Here is a 17,775-nt window from a genome sequence, read left to right as displayed (position 1 = left end):
TTACCTTAATCGTTAAGAAGGAAAGCAATGAATAAAGAAACACAAACTATGATGTTGGTTCCACAAGGCAGCTTAGAAGGTTACATCCGAGCCGCTAATGAATATCCAATGCTCACCGCAGAGGAAGAAAAGGAATTAGCGGAACGTTTGTATTATCAAGAAGATTTGGAGGCAGCGAAAAAACTGATCCTTTCACATCTTCGCTTTGTTATCCACGTTGCTCGCGGATATTCAGGCTATGGTCTTCCACAAGCAGATTTAATTCAAGAGGGCAACATTGGACTGATGAAAGCAGTTAAACGTTTCAACCCAGAAGTGGGCGTGCGTTTGGTCTCTTTTGCGGTGCATTGGATCAAAGCTGAAATTCATGAGTATGTCTTACGTAACTGGCGTATCGTTAAAGTGGCAACCACAAAAGCACAACGCAAATTATTCTTTAATCTACGTAAAACAAAACAACGTTTAGGTTGGTTTAACGAAAACGAAGTTGAAATGGTTGCGAATGAGTTAGGAGTTACCCCTGAAGATGTGATGGAAATGGAATCACGAATGACAGGCTCTGATGTCGCCTTTGACTTACCAACAGATGACAGCGAAGAAACTTACTCGCCGGCATTATATTTGGAAGATAAAGGATCTAACTTTGCGGCTGAATTAGAAGACGAAAATTATGAAACACAAGCAACCGAGCAATTAAGTGTTGCATTAGAAGGCTTAGATGAACGTAGTTTAGATATCATCAAATCTCGTTGGTTAGATGATAACAAGGCAACCTTGCAAGACTTAGCTGCGAAATACAATATTTCTGCAGAACGTGTTCGCCAATTAGAAACTAATGCACTGAAAAAACTCAAAAGTGCGGTCAATTTTTAAGAAATTCTAATTACCTATCTTTACAAGCCCGATAATGATGTCGGGCTTGCTCTTTTTTGTAAGAATAAATTTACACCCTACTATTATTTCTTATGATTTTCTATTATTTTTGATAATTTTATATTGTCAAAATAGCCTTTCTTCATTGTTCCTGTTAATATTTATGGCAATATTAATTTACAATATTTGTAATGTATTGTTTACAATTTATATTAATAAGGAAAATACTGTGAATAAGACTGTTGGAAGTACATTATTAGTGTCTGGCACAATGATCGGTGCTGGAATGCTGGCAATGCCCCTAACCTCAGCTGGCATTGGTTTTACATTTACCTTCTTTCTGCTCATTGCACTATGGGCATTGTTAACTTGCACGGCACTATTGTTTGTAGAAGTGTATCAAACTGTTGAGCACGATGCGGGCATTGGCTCATTAAGTGCACAATATTTTGGGCGTTTTGGGCGAGTGATCTCAACAACAGTTTTGTTAGTGTTTTTGTATGCATTACTTTCTGCTTATGTTACTGGTGGCGGTTCAATTCTGGCTTCCAGCTTGCCATTGATAGGGGATGAAGATAGCACTTTTAAAATTGCCATTGGCTTATTCACTTTATTTTTTGGGGCTTTTGTAATTATTGGCACGAAAAGTGTTGATGGCATAAATCGCCTACTTTTTTGCATAATGCTATTCACTTTTGCCTCAGTATTATTTTTGATGTTGCCGAAAGTATCAGTAGATAACTTAATGGCGATGCCAATTGATAAAGCATTATTGTTATCCGCAAGTCCGATTTTTTTTACTTCGTTTGGTTTCCATGGCTCAATTCCTAGCTTGAATAATTACTTACAAGGTAATGTGAAAGCCTTACGTTTTGCTATTTTAGTAGGATCAATTATCACGCTGATTTTCTACATTGTATGGCAGCTTTCGACCCACGGTGTATTAAGTCAAAACGTATTTTTACAAATTCTCAATGATGATCCAACTTTAAATGGTTTAGTGGATGCAAGTTTGCAAATTACAAGAAGTTCAATGATTTCACAAGCGGTGAAAGTTTTTTCTGCTCTTGCCTTAATTACTTCATTTTTAGGTGTTGCATTGGGGTTATTTGAATGTATTGAGGATTTACTCAAACGAGCATTTAACGTATCTGCCGGTAGGATGACTTTAGGTGTGCTTACATTTTTACCCCCATTATTGTTTGCATTCTTCTACCCAAAAGGTTTTATTTTGGCATTAAGTTATGCAGGACAAATGTTCGCCTTTTATGCGGTCGTTTTGCCTATTGCATTGGTATGGAAAGCCCGTCAAGTGCACCCAAATCTGGCATATCGTGTTATGGGTGGTACACCGATGTTATTACTTGTTTTGATCTTAGGTGTGACTATTACATTAGTTCCATTTGCGATTAGAATGGGGTATTTACCTTCTGTTGTGGGCTAAAAAATTGCAGTTTTTTGCATTTTTTAAGGTTTGATGATATGCCTCAATTAGAGTAATCAGACTTTATATGATAAAATTTGTTCATTTTAAATGTAATGTAAAGTTATTTAAATTATGCTGATACCTTCTAAACTGAGTTGCTCATACCGTTTGCAAAATGCAATAGAACGCCATCGCCTGTTAGCTCTATTAGATAAGGCAGAACAATATCCGTTAGTACTTATTAATGCTCCAGCCGGTTATGGAAAAACAACATTAATTTCGCAATGGGTGGCTGGTCGCGCTAATGTTGGTTGGTATTCTTTGGATGATAGTGATAACCAAACTGATCGTTTTGCTGCTTATTTTAGTGCTGCATTATCCAAAGCGATTAATCAAGACTCACAACTTTCTGATAACGATCGTCAAGCTAACTTGTCTTCACTTTTCAATCAGTTATTAATAAAAATTGCAAATATTCAACCGCACTTTTATTTGATTATTGATGACTATCACTTAATTGATAATGAAGAAATTCATGAAGGATTGAAATATTGGATTAAACATCAACCTCCCAATATGACATTGGTGCTCATTTCACGTTCCGTACCGCCTTTAGGTATCGCTAACTTGCGAGTACAGGAGCAGTTACTCGAAATTGATATGTACCAGCTGCCTTTTACCCACCAAGAAAGTTTAGATTTTTTCCACAACCGTTTAGGCGAACAATTTTCTGCGCCAGATGCGACCGCACTTTGTGATCAAGTGGAAGGTTGGCCAACGGCATTGCAATTAGTCAGCTTATCCGCGAAACAGCATAATACTTCGTTGCAAGAGGCAGCAAAGCGTGTTGCTAAGCTTAACAGTTTCCATATTAGCGAATATCTTAATGATGAAGTGCTAAGCGGTATTGATGAAGAAACACGTTATTTTATTTTGCAGTGTTCGATTTTGCGTTCAATGAATGAAAAATTAGTTCAGCACTTGACTGGTTATACCAATGTACGCAAAAAATTGGAAGATTTAGAAAGACAAGGCTTATTCCTACAGCAAATTGATAGCGAAGATAATTGGTGGCGTTTCCACGCATTATTTGCCTCTTTCTTAACAAGATGTTGTGAAACGGAATTGTATGATCAGCTTGAAGAATTGCATCAGCGTGCAGCGCAAGCCTGGTTGGAGTTAGGTTATGTCACAGAAGCTTTGTATCACGCAATGCAGCTAAAAGATACCACCGCCTTGTTGTCGATTTTACAAAACAATGCTTGGAATTTATTCCATCATGGTGAATTGGCTCTACTAGAACAAAGTTTGTCTAAGTTAGATATGAGTAACCTAATGCGTTATCCAAATTTAGTGCTGCTTAAAGCTTGGTTAGCGCAAAGTCAACACCGACAATCGGAAGTCAATGGCATTTTTAACGAATTTGAATATGCTTTACAGCAAAATAATATTGAGCTCAGCAAAGAGCAGCAGGCGGAATTTGATGTGTTACGTGCACAAATTGCAATTAATCAAGGTGATGAAAATTCTGCCTTAGAACTTGCAACTGATGCCCTAAAAGATTTACCTGATACATTTTACTACGCACAAATTGTCGCAACATCAGTGATTGGTGAGGCATACCATTGCTTTGGTGATTTAAGCAAAGCCTTAGATGTACAACAATCTGCGGAAAAAATGGCACGCCAGCATCATACCTATCACAATATTCTTTGGTCATTATTGCAACAATCTGAGATTCTGTCGGCACAAGGTTTTTTACAGGCCGCTTATGATATGCTAGATAAAGCCAGTGGCTTTGTGAAAGAAAACCACCTACAAAAAGTCCCGATGTATGAATTTTTACTCTGTTTGAAAGGCAAAATTCTATGGGAATGGTACAGTCTTGATCGCGCAGAAGCAATGGCGAATGCGGGGATGGAGGTATTACAAAAAACTGAAGATACTTTGCAATGTCTTGCGTTGTTAAGTCGAATTTCGTTAGTGAGAGGCGATTTAGACAATGCTAGCCGTTTGTTAAAAGAAATGACCTTATTACAAACTTCGCATAATTATCACAATGATTGGCTAGCAAATGCAGATGAGGCACGTACCTTGTTATGGCAAATGACAGGGGATAAGGAAGCGGCTAGAAACTGGTTGCTACAAAATGGTAAACCTAGAACTGATCGTAACCATTTCTCACAAATTCAATGGAGAAACTTGGCACGTTCTTATATCCTAGTTGAACAATATGATGCTGCACAGTTAATTTTGGATAAGATCATTGCCACCGCTGAACGTTTGAATTTAACTAGTAGTTTAAATCGTGCATTAATTTTACGTAATCGATTGTATTTATTACAAAATAAGAAAGACTTAGCACAAAAAGATTTGATCGAAGCCTTACGTTTAAGTCGTCAAACTAACTTTATCAGTGCGTTTGTGGTTGAGGGTGATATTATGGCACAACAAATCCGCCAACTGTTACAACTCAACGTATTAGATGAATTAGCATTACATAAAGCCCAATTTATCTTGCGTAATATTAACCAATATTATCGTCATAAATTTGCTCATTTTGATGAGCAGTTTGTCGCGAAGTTATTGCAAAATCCACAAGTGCCAGAGTTACTGAAAATTAGCCCTCTCACACAACGCGAATGGCAAGTGTTAGGCTTGATTTACTCAGGTTACAGTAATGAGCAAATTTCTGAAGAACTGCAAGTGGCGACTACCACAATTAAAACGCATATTCGTAATTTGTATCAGAAAATCAATGTCATGAACCGTAATGAAGCTATTGATTACACAAGAGAATTGTTGAAATTAATGGGGTATAGCTAAAAAATTTGGCAAAAATCTACCGCACTTTCTGAGCTGTTTATGGAGTAAAGGTAAAAATAAAGGCGTTCAATTGAACGCCTTTAGTATTTTTAATACTTGATCAATATAGGCTAAAAGCTTGTAAATAAGGTAACTTCCCACGTTGTAACATTTTCTCAATATTAGATTTATGATCATTTTCACCTAATCCTCGTAGCTCAAAATTCACACCGATACTTTTATCGTAGTAAATCTCGTTATCTTTTTGGTATGGCTTGCTAGTTACATTACGTTTTGCCCCAATATTAACAGCCCAACAACAGGTGCTATATTCCACGCCAAGATATTGTTCAACTGGTTTTTTGAGTGCTAAATCTTGGTAATGGCGTGCTACTACCGCCCAGTTATCTGTTAATTCCCATGCAAGTACAACGCCCAATTGTTTAATATCTTGACCATAGCGGTTTGCATTACTAGTTAAGTTCTGATCGATATATTCTTGGCTCGCATAGCGATAGCTCACTTGAACTAAATTGTCGCCTTCTGGGTTGTATTCTAAGGTGAAATTACCTAAAGAGGCTTTATCCAAGCGTGTATCGTATTGATAGTTACCTTGCCAACGCCATTTATCATTAATTTTCCAGTTTGACTCTAACGACCAAGAAGATGAACGACCATAAGTACTGTTTTCTTTCGTATTATCAATACGTGAATCTTGCAAATAATAAATTTGACCTGCAGAGAAGTTGAAGCGCTCGTTACCTGATTTATCGTAAATACGAGTTGAACCACCTACAGTCACCTGATTTGCGGAGGCAATGCGATCCAAACCACTGTAACGACGCTCACGGAATAACGCAAAATAATCTTGTTGCAATAATGATGAGTCGTAACCAAAACCAAGATAAGCATTATTCAATTTAGAACCAATTTGGCTTTGATCTTTATAAGGGCGATACAAATATTGCAAACGTGGTTCAAGCGTTTGTGTGTAGCCATCAATAAAAGTGCGGTTACTTGCTAAGACCGTTTGTAAATCTACTTTTACTTGCGGTAATACTCGGTTAATTTTATCTTCCACTTTTTCTGCATTAGGGGAACTACCTGATTTTTGTTGGTAGTGTGTTGCATACAATTTGGTTTCGATATTTAAGCTACCATAACGATTAGACAACGGTAGATTTAAACTCGGCTCTAAGTGGAAACGCCAAGCTTTGGGCACTAGAGGACTTTTATTATCAAAACGTACTGCTTGTGAGAATAATTTGAAGTCTACTAAATTAGCAATATTGTTTTTGTAATAATTAATGTCTAGCTGAGGTAATGCACGGTATGGACCAATTTCAATGTCATCAAAGATTTGGAATTGTTTAATGGATAAAGCAATATTGTAATCAGGTTGGTAGTAAGCAATACGAGCTCGTTGATTTGCATAACCGTCAGTGCTATTACCATATTCAGAATCAAAATCAGTGAAATAATATCTATCGCTTACGCGCGTATAATCAAGATCTAAACGCCAATTAGCTAAGAAACTTGAGTTATGTGTCCAATAGAACAAATGGCGAGATCGCTCATTTGCTAAGTAAGCTTGATATTTATCTCTGCCTAAGTATTCACCTGCAATTTTACCTTCGCCTATTGGACTTAAATAACGGAATTCTCCGTTAAGCTGCCAACCACGCTTTGACATATATTTAGGCGTGAATGTACTATCGAAGTTCGGTGCTATATTCCAGTAGAACGGTTGTGCGTAGAAATAACCATCGCGACTTGAAGTGCCCACTGTTGGCATTAATAAACCAGAGCGACGACGATCTCCGATAGGTAGCTGTAAATATGGTGTATAGAAAATCGGCACTCCCTGCACTTTGAAGCGTGCGTGCCACATTTCTGCATATTCTTCTTTGATATGCTGACGCATTTCTTTAGCTTCAATTGACCAAGCATTATCATTTGGTAAGCAAGAGGTGAAAGTCGCATTTTTCATCACTCTATGGTTTTCACGCAGCTCAATGTTGTCTGCTGTGCCTCTTCCTTGGCGACCAACAAAGTGATAATTGGCTTGTTGAATATCGGTGTCTTTATTATTTAAATTGATTTCAGCCGCAGTGCCGTCTAGGTTGATCAAGTTATCTTTATATTGAAAACTCCCCAAAATATGCGCTAAACGTTGCAAGTTATTGCCTTGCCCTTGCTGGGTAATTTCGGCAGATTCGGCTTTTAAATGACGGTTACCTTGCTTAATTTCCACATCACCTTCATATTTGGCATTGACGGATTGAGTGAGTTCTGCCTTATCTGCCTCAATATATACAGGAAGCTCGTTTGGGTTTCCATCAACTAACTCACCTTTGAAATGAGGTACGCCTGCTAGACATTGTAATTTCAGATCCGCAGCACTTGAGCCACTATAAAGCACACTCAAAACTGCCAAAGAAAGAAGTGAATAAGGATTTTTTTTCATTGGATAACCATATGTAATCAAAAATTAGTCTGATTATACTGGAAAATCAGGGGAAAGGCATATTATTTACAGCAACAACTATTCAGGTGGTCATTCACCAACCCCATTGATTGCATAAATGCATAACAGGTAGTTTCGCCTACAAAGACAAAACCACGTTTTTTTAAGGCTTTAGACATTGCAATGGAAGTTAAAGTTTTAGCCGGTACACAAGACAAGTCAGGCACATCATTAATTTGAGGTTGATGATTCACAAACGCCCAAATAAAATCACTGAAATTTTCACCGCACTTTTGCATCTCAAGATAGGCTTTCGCATTGGTGATAATCGCCTCTAACTTTTTACGGTGGCGGATCAACCCCGCATCTTCCATCAGTTTATCTACATCAAGTGCGGTCATTTTTGCGATTTTTTCAGGATCAAATTGATGAAATGCATTGCGATAGTTTTCACGCTTTTTCAACACCGTAATCCAAGACAAACCGGCTTGCTGTCCCTCAAGACAAATTTTCTCAAATAATTTCAAACTATCATATTCAGGTTTGCCCCACTCATTATCATGATAATCAATATAAATCGGCGTATTACCTACCCAAGCACAGCGTGTTTTCATCCGTTTCTCCCTCAAAATTTCAGTCTGTTTTTTTCATGCTTTGCAAGTGAAGCGTTTGCTCTTTAAAAACAAAGAAAGATCATTCCATTTTTGCATTGATATGCTATTGTATACAAGTTAACAGCAAATGAATTGTAATTCAAAATAGAGGAAAATTATGACTACACAACTTGACTCTCTCCGCCATATGACTGTTGTTGTTGCTGATACTGGTGACATTGAAGCAATTAAAAAATACCAACCTGAAGATGCAACCACAAACCCATCTCTAATTTTAAGTGCTTCAGCATTGCCACAATATGCGTCATTAATTGATGAAGCGATTGCTTATGCAAAATCAAAAAGCGATTGTTCAAAACAGCAATTAATTGATGCTGAAGATAAATTAGCGGTAAACATTGGTTTGGAAATCTTAAAAATCGTCCCAGGGCGTATCTCAACAGAAGTTGATGCGCGTCTTTCTTACGACACCGCAGCAACGATAGAAAAAGCGAAAAAACTAATCGCACTTTATAACGAAGCGGGTATTTCAAATGATCGTATCCTGATCAAAATTGCTTCAACTTGGCAAGGTATCCGCGCAGCAGAAGAGCTTGAAAAACAAGGTATCAACTGTAACTTAACCCTATTATTCTCCGAAGCACAAGCACGTGCGTGTGCAGAAGCTGGCGTTTACTTAATTTCTCCATTCGTTGGCCGTATTCTTGACTGGTACAAAGCAAACAGCGACAAAAAAGAATACGCACCAGCAGAAGATCCAGGTGTAATTTCAGTGACTAAAATCTACAACTACTACAAACAACACGGTTACAAAACCATCGTAATGGGTGCAAGTTTCCGTAACGTAGGCGAAATTACTGAACTAGCAGGTTGTGACCGTTTAACTATCGCACCAGCGTTGTTAAAAGAGTTACAAGAAAACACTAACGCACTTGAACGTAAATTAAGCTACACAGGCGAAGTGAAAGCGAAGCCACAACCATTAACTGAAGCTGAGTTCTATTGGCAACATAATAGTGATGCAATGGCAGTGGAAAAATTAGCAGACGGCATCCGTAAATTCGCCGCTGACCAAGAAAAATTAGAAGCAATGTTATTAGCTAAATTCTAATTTTAAGTTGAAAAAAGATAAAAAGTGCGGTCAAATTTGACCGCACTTTTTGTTGTCGTATAAAGAAAAAATTCAGATGTGCTATTTTAAGTATTCTATTTTCTCACCTTGAATATCTCGAATAACATTATTTGATTTTAAAAGGACAATGATATCTTCGACTGCTTTTGGATTATTGCGTAAATTTAATCTGGATTTAATATCATTTTTTAAGCCAGTTAATTTTGTAGGACGTCTTGTTTTCGACTTACTAAATAAATAACTATAGTAAGTATCGAAATCAGATATATCAGTAAGATAAGTAATATCGTTATTCGTTACTTTTATGATTTTCCCCTGTTTAAGCTTTTCTATTACATCTTGAATCAATGGCTCAGCTGAATTGATATCTTGTTGTTTTAGATCAGTTTGTGAACGAATATGATTGATTAGTTTATCTAATGTCCTTGGTAAGTTTTTATTTGCTGTTTTAGCAAGTAATTGTTTGTATGCTGAGAAAGAGTTATTTATTTTATTTTCGATTAATGAAATATTTTCGTCATGTACAATGGTAACTGGATTAGGTTTAGAAATTTCACTTTTAGGGTTTTCATTTTTCGGGGGATTTACATTTAATGTTGTTGCTGTTTTGCTAGATTCTGTTTTCTTTTCTATATTGCCATTTTCTACCGAAATTAATTGGCATTTTCGAGCATTATTTTGGTGAGTAATATAATCACAAATGCCTTGATAGCCTTTATCTTTAGAAATAACATGAAAATCGATTTTTTTATCAACTTCTTGATCTAATTTTCCAAGGAAAAATACTAGATGGAAATCAAGATTATTTTTTGCAACATCTCTTATTGTCACTAAACGAATTTCAATTTGATCATTAAATTTTTCAGAAAGTGTTATGGATTGCTGTTGAGCACCTAAAAATAAATAAACTTTTTCGTATTCATTTAATTGAATGTTATCTAACGAATGAATATTTTCGTAATCAATAAACGCATATTTCATTTTAAGGTCATCCTTGTGTGATTAAAATGCTTTCAATAATTGTACAGAAATAAACTCGCCTTTCAAATAATCTTTGATTGACTCAATCACTAATGGACTACGCTCACATTGCCCTTCGTGTTGAATATAGTCGTAAAATTCGTCTAAGGTCAGCCATAAACCACGAGTGATGTCGGGATCTTGTGGGTGAATTGGGTGCCAATCATTGAGTTCAATAGCAAAGGTGAAACGGAGAAAATCAGTTTTGGTGCGTGGGGCGTGCCATTGGTAGATTTTTATCAGGCTTTGCATTTCTGCTTGAATGCCGGTTTCTTCAAATAGCTCACGTTTTGCACCTTCAAGTAGGCTTTCGTCTGCCTCTAAATGCCCTGCAGGTTGGTTTAAGGTGAGTTTACCGTGTTCAAATTCTTCCACAAATAAAAATTTGCCTTTGCAATGTACTACACAGGCAAGTGTAACGTTGGGTTTATGCATTTGATGTCCTTATTTTTTTAATTGTAATTGTTGATAAAGTGCGGTCAATTCTGCTTCAGAAAGCTGGCGATATTGCCCTTGTGGCAGATTATCTAAAGTAAATAATGCCATTTGATAACGGATTAAACGCAGTGTTGGAAAACCAATATGAGCAGTCATTCTGCGCACTTGGCGGTTGCGACCTTCACTAATTTTAATTTCTAGCCAACTTGTTGGAATGTTTTTGCGTTCACGAATGGGTGGATTGCGTTCCCACAACCAATTTGGCTCAGAAACCAACCGCACTTTTGCCGGCAATGTTTTGCCATCGTTGAGCACCACGCCTTGGCGAAGTTGCTCTAAATCTACCTCTTGCGGGATAGCTTCCACTTGGGCGAAATACGTTTTTTCGGTTTTGAATTTGGGTTCAGCTAAACGGTGTTGAATTTCACCATTGTTAGTAAGTAAGACCAAACCCTCACTGTCTCGGTCTAAACGTCCGGCAGGATAAACTTGCGACACTGGAATAAAATCTTTTAAGGTTGCACGCCCGTTTTCATCGCTAAATTGCGTGAGGACATCATAGGGTTTATTGAATAAAATCACTTTTGTTTCAGCAAAGCTAATGACTTTTTTTTCATAAAAATTGACCGCACTTTTTGCTACCTTAAGATTAGGTCTTTTATAGTTATTTGGACGGGAATGCTGAGAAGTGTTTCTTCTATTTTTTGTATTAAACGTGGCGTTTTTTTTCATATTTAAAGAGAGTCGAGCTGAAAATGGGATCTAGATCGAAAAATAAAGAAATTTTTTAACAATTTTTTAATAAATACTTGCGAAGTTGAGCCGGTTCCAATAGTTTTGTAAGAATAATCTTCTTTCATAACGTAAATTACTATTGAACAATTATACTACCACAGGTTAGAAAATAAGGAAGAAATCATATGCAATCAAAAGTTGTTATCCCACAAGGTGAAAAAATTCAACTGGATGCAAAAGGCGCATTCATTGTGCCTAATAATCCAATTATTCCATTTATTGAAGGCGATGGTATCGGTATAGATGTAACGCCTGCGATGCGTACTGTCATTGATGCAGCAGTGGAAAAAGCCTATGGGGGCAAGCGTAAAATTTCGTGGATGGAAATTTATGCGGGCGGCAAAGCGAATGAAGTATATGGTGAAAATACTTGGTTGCCAGATGAAACAATGGAATTTATTCGTGATTATCACGTGGCTATCAAAGGGCCTTTAATGACCCCTGTCGGTGGTGGCATTCGTTCACTTAACGTGGCAATGCGTCAAGGATTAGATTTATATAACTGTTTACGTCCAATTCGTTATTATGAAGGGACACCAAGCCCAGTGAAACACCCTGAACTTGTGGATATGGTGATTTTCCGTGAAAACTCCGAAGATATTTATGCAGGCGTAGAATGGGTAGCGGGCTCCGCAGAAGCGAACAAAGTAATTGAGTTTTTACAAAAAGAAATGGGCGTGAAGAAAATCCGTTTCACTGAAGATTGTGGCATTGGTATTAAACCAGTTTCAAAACAAGGCACCCAACGTTTAGTGCGTGCTGCATTGCAATATGTGATCGACAATGACCGCAAATCGCTCACTCTCGTGCACAAAGGTAACATTATGAAATTTACCGAAGGGGCATTTAAAGAGTGGGGTTATGAAGTCGCGAAAGAATTTGGTGCTGAATTGCTGGATGGCGGTCCTTGGATGAAATTAAAAAATCCAAAATCAGGCAAAGAGATCATTATTAAAGACAGCATTGCAGATGCCTTCTTGCAAGAAATTCTGCTTCACCCAACGGAATATGATGTTATTGCAACATTGAATTTAAACGGTGACTATATCTCTGATGCGTTAGCGGCTCAAGTGGGTGGTATTGGGATTTCTCCGGGGGCAAATATTGGATCAGAAGCGGCAATTTTTGAAGCCACTCATGGGACTGCACCGAAAATTGCGGGTCAAGATAAAGGCAATCCAGGCTCATTGATTTTAAGTGGTGAAATGATGTTACGCCATTTAGGCTGGTTAGAGGCTGCTGATTTAGTGGTAAAAGCAGTATCGAAAACCATTGCAGATAAAACTGTAACATTTGATTTTGCAGAAATGTTAGAAGGTGCAAAGTTACGTTCAACTTCTGAATTTGCGAAAGATATTGTGGCAAATATGTAAATAAAATTATTGATTAAAAAATCAGCCCCATTGTTTGTAAGAATAATGGGGCTTTTTGCTAAGTTTATCATAAAAATTTACCTTAATTTTCTGGATAAGTGCGGTATTTTTTCTCATTTCACGGTAAACTAAATACTTTGTTATTTACGGGCAGAAGAACGATGCGTTTATTTATTTTTTTATTAGTCGCTGTGTTATTGCTATTCCAATATGATTTTTGGTTTGGCAAGAATGGCTATTTGGATTACAAGCAAACGGCCCAGCAAATTGCTCAACATAAACAAGAAAATGAAAAACTGTCACAGCGCAACCAAGTTATCGCGGCAGAAATTAAAGATCTCAAACAAGGCGTGGAAGCCATTGAAGAACGTGCACGTTTTCAGCACGAAATGGTGAAACCAGACGAAACTTTTTATCATATTGTGAAAGAACATAAATAATAGCAATGTTGAAATGTGAGCCAAAACGTAAGATTGTCGCTGTGGTGCCTGCGGCGGGCATTGGCAGTCGTATGCAAGCAGATAAACCAAAACAATATCTGCAAATTAATGGGAAAACCATTTTAGAACACACTTTGTCTGTGCTGCTGACCTATCCTTTGATTGAAAAAATTATCTTAGCTGTTGCGCCACAAGATCCTTATATTTCCAGCTTATCTTTATTAATACACCCTAAAATCCAAGTGGTTGAGGGGGGCGAAAATCGTGCAGATTCAGTGTTAAATGGGATTAACGCAATAAGAAATGAAGCACAAAGTGCGGTGCAAAATTCAGAAGATTTTTGGGTAATGGTGCACGATGCCGCGCGTCCTTGTTTAACCCATCAAGACCTCGATAAATTAGTACAAGTGAACGATGAAAACGGCGCAATTTTGGCAATTCCAGCCACAGATACTATTAAACGTGCGTTAGATAACTTACAAATTCAACACACCGAAGATCGCTCACAGCTTTGGCTGGCGCAAACCCCTCAATTTTTCCCCATAGAAACACTGGCACAAGCGTTAGAGCAAGCGTTAACACAGGGGTTACAAGTCACAGACGAAGCATCAGCTATGGAATTTGCAGGGTTTCGACCGCACTTGGTGGCAGGGCGTAGCGATAATATTAAAGTGACACGCCCCGAAGATTTAGCTTTAGCAGAATTTTATTTAAACAGAACAAAATAGGAAAAGATATGATACGAATTGGTCACGGTTTTGATGTACATGCATTCGGTGGCGAAGGCCCGATTATTATTGGCGGAGTTGCAATTCCTTATGAAAGAGGTTTGCTTGCACATTCAGACGGTGATGTCGCATTACATGCTCTCACAGATGCGTTACTTGGCTCTGTGGCATTAGGCGATATCGGCAAGCTTTTTCCTGATACTGATATGAAATACAAAGGTGCTGATAGTCGAGGTTTATTGCGTGAGGCGTATGCTCAAGTGCAAGGGAAAGGCTATAAAGTGGGTAATGTCGATGTGACGATCATCGCACAAGCGCCTAAAATGCGTCCGCATATTGATGCAATGCGTGCAGCAATTGCTGAGGATTTGGCGTGTGATATTGAACAAGTGAACGTGAAAGCGACGACAAGCGAACGTTTAGGTTTTACTGGACGTGGTGAAGGGATTGCTTGTGAAGCGGTTGCACTGGTGGTGAAAATCTAATGGAATTGGCTTATTTACAAACTCGCCCAGAACAAACCGCACTTTTGAAAGCAGAATGTGCGGATTTTGTAGTGAAAGAAAACCTTGGTTATGAGATGTCCGGTGATGGTGAATTTGTTGCGGTTAAAGTGCGTAAAACGGACTGCAACACACTATTTGTCGGTGAAAAATTAGCGCAATTTGTAGGCATTTCTGAGCGTAATATGGGCTATGCAGGCTTAAAAGATCGCAAAGCAGTGACGGAACAATGGTTCTGCTTGCAAATGCCGGGACAACCTACCCCAGATTTCAGTCAATTCCAATTAGAGGGGGTGGAAATTCTCGAAGTGACTCGCCACAACCGTAAAATCCGTACAGGTAGCCTTGATGGTAATCATTTTGAAATTCTATTGCGTGGTGCTAAAGAAACTGATGAGCTCAAAGTGCGGTTAGAAAACTTAAAGAAATTTGGTTTCCCAAACTATTTCACTGAACAGCGTTTTGGGCGTGATGGGCATAATTTAACGCAAGCCTTACGTTGGGCAACAGGTGAAATTAAAGTGAAAGACCGCAAAAAACGCAGTTTTTATCTTTCAGCAGCACGTAGCGAAGTGTTCAATTTAGTAGTTTCAGAGCGTATTGATTTACAGCTTGCTCAACAAGTTTTACGTGGCGATATTTTACAGCTACAAGGTTCGCACAGCTGGTTTCAAGCAGATGAAAATGAAGACTTAAATGCATTACAAGTGCGGTTAGAACAGCAAGATATTTTGCTCACAGCTCCATTAATCGGCGAACAAAATCAGCCAGCCACTGATATCGAAAATCAAATTGTTGGTCAACATCACACTTTATTAAAACTAATGGCACAAGAGCGAATGAAAGCCACACGCCGTCCAATTTTAATGCAAGCACAGGATTTGCATTGGGTATTTACTGAAGAAGGCTTGAAACTTTATTTTTATTTGCCCGCGGGCAGTTATGCCACCGCATTGGTGAGAGAATTAGTAAATGTTGGAGAGATTTAGTATGGCTTTATATTTTCGTTTTACTCAAAGAATGACGATGAAAAAATGGATAACATTGCTGTTTAGTTTTATGTTAGTTGTGATTTCAACCAATACTATGAGTTTACCTGCTGACCCAATATTTGAAAAAGGTGCTGAAGCCTATAAAAATGGTGAGCATTCCGAAGCTTTCAAACTCTGGTTATCACGTGCAGAGCAAGGCGATATGTCAGCCCAATTTAATGTGGGGAGAATGTACGATGACGGTGATGGTGTTGAGCAAGACAAGCGACAAGCCTTGAAATGGTATCAAAAATCTGCGGAGCAAAATCATCCAGATGCACAATATCATTTAGCCCTTATGTACAGTGAGGGTGATGGCATTGCACAAGATTTTAAACAAGCCTATCGGTGGTACAGTCGAGCCGCGGTGCAAGGTGATCCTAGAGCGATATACAATTTAGGGACATTATTTTTCAATGGTGAAGGTGTGGAGCGTGATAGGGCGCGAGCCAAAATATATTTTAAAGAGGCTTGTAAGGCTGGCTTGAAAGAAGGTTGCGATTGGGAATAAAACTTTTTGAAAAAATACCGCACTTTAAATAACAACAAAATATAAACGAATTTTAATAAGACAAAAAATATAAGGATAGTTTATAAATGCACATTCTTCTTAGTAATGATGATGGTGTTTATGCTGAAGGTATTCAAACACTCGCACGGGAGTTACGTAAGTTTGCAGACGTGACACTTGTTGCGCCAGATCGTAATCGCAGTGCTGCTTCAAGCTCATTAACTTTAGCTCACCCTTTGCGCCCAATACGTTTACCAAATGGTGACTATTCCATTAATGGTACACCTGCGGATTGTGTTTATCTTGCTTTAAATGGTTTTTTGTCAGGAAAGGTGGATCTTGTTGTATCAGGCATTAATGCAGGTGTAAATTTAGGTGATGATGTGATCTATTCTGGCACAGTGGCAGCTGCGTTAGAAGGACGTTATTTAGGTTTACCAGCGATTGCTGTATCGTTAGATGGTCGTCGTCATTATGAAACCGCTGCAAGAGTGGTATGTGATTTGATCCCCAAACTGCACGGGAATATTTTGAGAAAACGTGAAATTCTCAATATTAATGTACCAGATATTCCTTATGAAGAAATTAAAGGAATTAAAGTGTGTCATTTGGGCTATCGTGCAGTAGCGGCAGAAGTTATTCAACAGACAGATCCTCGTGAGGAAACCATTTATTGGGTTGGGCCGGCGGGCCTAGTGGACAGTGGACAAGAAGGCACGGATTTCCACGCTGTCGAAAATGGCTATGTGTCAATCACGCCAATTCAAGCGGATATGACAGCTCATCATTCATTGCAAGCTTTACAAGATTGGTTAGACAGTGAATAATTTGATTTTGATTATTTTTTAGGAAACGTAAATTGAATATTTTTGGTGCTATGTACGACAAAACGATGGAATGGTCAAAACATCGTTATGCTGCATTTTTCTTATCTTTTACAAGCTTTATTGAAGCGATTTTTTTCCCAATTCCACCTGATGTGATGTTGATCCCAATGTCAATGTCGAAGCCACAAAGTGCAGTGCGATTTGCATTGTATACTACGATTGCTTCAGTATTGGGTGGAATTATTGGTTATGGATTGGGTTATTTCGCCGTCGATTGGGTACAACATTATGTACAACAATTTGGCTATCAACACCATTGGGATACGGCCATTTCTTGGTTTGAAAAATGGGGCGTGCTTGTGGTTTTTGTAGCAGGATTTTCTCCAATTCCATATAAAGTATTCACTATTTGTGCTGGCGTAATGCAGATGGCGTTTTTCCCATTTGTGATTACTGCATTTATTTCTCGTGCAGCCCGATTTTTATTAGTGGCTAAGTTAGCCGCTTGGGGTGGTGAGAAATTTGCGGCGAAATTGCGCCGCTCAATAGAATTGGTCGGCTGGTCAGTTGTAGTGCTTGCCGTAGTTGTTTATTTAATTTGGCGATAATTTAAGGTTAAAAATGAATAAATTGTTTTTATTATTGTCTATGGTGTTAGTGCTTGGTGCTTGTAGTTCTTCGGTTGAACAAGATGAGAATGCATTGACACCTGGAATTATGGAACCTGTAGCAGGAACTGGCGCACAAGAAGGTGGAAGTTGGTTACCTGAGATTCAAAAACATTAACAAGAA

At 38.2% G+C, this 17,775-nt stretch carries 17 protein-coding genes and 1 pseudogene; 13 read left to right on the top strand and 5 right to left on the bottom strand.

The genetic code is table 11. The annotated features are described in order from the left end of the window. The first annotated feature begins 27 nt into the window (after positions 1–27). The 3 genes from rpoH (at position 28) to malT (ending at position 5,125) form a co-directional block, all read left to right on the top strand. Positions 28–873, top strand: coding sequence for an RNA polymerase sigma factor RpoH (gene rpoH, locus CKV78_RS08265; protein ID WP_005763802.1), 846 nt, complete (start codon positions 28–30; stop codon positions 871–873). 229 nt (positions 874–1,102) lie between these two features. After that, entirely contained in the window at positions 1,103–2,317 is a 1,215-nt protein-coding gene (locus CKV78_RS08260) for an aromatic amino acid transport family protein (protein ID WP_032855441.1), read from the top strand. A gap of 114 nt (positions 2,318–2,431) precedes the next feature. Continuing rightward, on the top strand, positions 2,432–5,125 hold the full coding sequence (gene malT / locus CKV78_RS08255; RefSeq protein ID WP_005763798.1) for an HTH-type transcriptional regulator MalT: 2,694 nt from the start codon (positions 2,432–2,434) through the stop codon (positions 5,123–5,125). Positions 5,126–5,225: 100 nt separating this feature from the next. On the opposite strand, the gene lptD is transcribed toward malT, so the two are convergent. Continuing rightward, positions 5,226–7,571, bottom strand: a complete 2,346-nt coding sequence (lptD, locus tag CKV78_RS08250; protein ID WP_005763796.1) for an LPS assembly protein LptD — start codon at positions 7,569–7,571, stop codon at positions 5,226–5,228. A gap of 62 nt (positions 7,572–7,633) precedes the next feature. Beyond that, the gene (locus CKV78_RS08245; protein WP_005763794.1) at positions 7,634–8,185 is read right to left on the bottom strand and encodes a DNA-3-methyladenine glycosylase I; all 552 of its coding nucleotides are present in this window, start codon (positions 8,183–8,185) and stop codon (positions 7,634–7,636) included. Between the two features lie 157 nt (positions 8,186–8,342). Between CKV78_RS08245 and tal the strand changes: the two genes are divergently transcribed. Continuing rightward, positions 8,343–9,296 (top strand): transaldolase, encoded by a 954-nt coding sequence (gene tal, locus CKV78_RS08240; RefSeq protein WP_005763792.1) that lies wholly within the window; start codon positions 8,343–8,345, stop codon positions 9,294–9,296. An 81-nt stretch (positions 9,297–9,377) separates the two neighbouring features. Here the strand turns inward: tal and CKV78_RS08235 are convergent, their stop codons facing one another. The 3 genes and pseudogenes from CKV78_RS08235 to rluE form a co-directional block, all read right to left on the bottom strand. Then, positions 9,378–10,298: a PIN domain-containing protein gene (locus CKV78_RS08235; RefSeq protein ID WP_005763790.1), complete on the bottom strand. Its 921-nt coding sequence runs from the start codon at positions 10,296–10,298 to the stop codon at positions 9,378–9,380. 21 nt (positions 10,299–10,319) lie between these two features. After that, positions 10,320–10,772, bottom strand: a complete 453-nt coding sequence (locus CKV78_RS08230) for an NUDIX hydrolase (protein WP_005763788.1) — start codon at positions 10,770–10,772, stop codon at positions 10,320–10,322. A 9-nt stretch (positions 10,773–10,781) separates the two neighbouring features. Further along, a pseudogene (gene rluE / locus CKV78_RS08225) lies at positions 10,782–11,387 on the bottom strand (23S rRNA pseudouridine(2457) synthase RluE); the annotation flags it as partial. Between the two features lie 308 nt (positions 11,388–11,695). On the opposite strand from rluE, the gene icd reads away from it, so the two are divergent. The 9 genes from icd to CKV78_RS10560 all read left to right on the top strand — a co-directional run bounded on the left by icd (position 11,696) and on the right by CKV78_RS10560 (position 17,769). Beyond that, on the top strand, positions 11,696–12,943 hold the full coding sequence (icd, locus tag CKV78_RS08220) for an NADP-dependent isocitrate dehydrogenase (protein WP_005763784.1): 1,248 nt from the start codon (positions 11,696–11,698) through the stop codon (positions 12,941–12,943). A 161-nt stretch (positions 12,944–13,104) separates the two neighbouring features. Beyond that, entirely contained in the window at positions 13,105–13,383 is a 279-nt protein-coding gene (gene ftsB / locus CKV78_RS08215) for a cell division protein FtsB (protein ID WP_005763782.1), read from the top strand. 5 nt (positions 13,384–13,388) lie between these two features. Beyond that, positions 13,389–14,111: a 2-C-methyl-D-erythritol 4-phosphate cytidylyltransferase gene (gene ispD, locus CKV78_RS08210; RefSeq protein ID WP_005763780.1), complete on the top strand. Its 723-nt coding sequence runs from the start codon at positions 13,389–13,391 to the stop codon at positions 14,109–14,111. A gap of 8 nt (positions 14,112–14,119) precedes the next feature. Continuing rightward, positions 14,120–14,596, top strand: coding sequence for a 2-C-methyl-D-erythritol 2,4-cyclodiphosphate synthase (gene ispF / locus CKV78_RS08205; protein ID WP_005763779.1), 477 nt, complete (start codon positions 14,120–14,122; stop codon positions 14,594–14,596). Next, a complete protein-coding gene (truD, locus tag CKV78_RS08200) occupies positions 14,596–15,603 on the top strand; it encodes a tRNA pseudouridine(13) synthase TruD (protein ID WP_005763777.1) in 1,008 nt (335 codons plus the stop codon). The genes ispF and truD overlap by 1 nt, the downstream gene beginning before the upstream one ends. A 37-nt stretch (positions 15,604–15,640) precedes the next feature. Then, the gene (locus CKV78_RS08195; protein ID WP_032855505.1) at positions 15,641–16,156 is read left to right on the top strand and encodes a tetratricopeptide repeat protein; all 516 of its coding nucleotides are present in this window, start codon (positions 15,641–15,643) and stop codon (positions 16,154–16,156) included. Between the two features lie 86 nt (positions 16,157–16,242). Beyond that, the gene (gene surE / locus CKV78_RS08190) at positions 16,243–16,983 is read left to right on the top strand and encodes a 5'/3'-nucleotidase SurE (RefSeq protein ID WP_005763773.1); all 741 of its coding nucleotides are present in this window, start codon (positions 16,243–16,245) and stop codon (positions 16,981–16,983) included. Positions 16,984–17,015: 32 nt separating this feature from the next. Next, positions 17,016–17,591, top strand: a complete 576-nt coding sequence (locus CKV78_RS08185; RefSeq protein WP_032855438.1) for a YqaA family protein — start codon at positions 17,016–17,018, stop codon at positions 17,589–17,591. A gap of 13 nt (positions 17,592–17,604) precedes the next feature. Next, a complete protein-coding gene (locus CKV78_RS10560; protein WP_005763769.1) occupies positions 17,605–17,769 on the top strand; it encodes a putative periplasmic lipoprotein in 165 nt (54 codons plus the stop codon). Positions 17,770–17,775: the final 6 nt, after the last annotated feature.

This window comes from Pasteurella dagmatis (assembly GCF_900186835.1).
Lineage (GTDB): Bacteria > Pseudomonadota > Gammaproteobacteria > Enterobacterales > Pasteurellaceae > Pasteurella > Pasteurella dagmatis.
The sequence above is the reverse complement of the archived record's forward strand: the minus strand, read 5'-3'. Positions and strand labels throughout refer to the sequence as shown.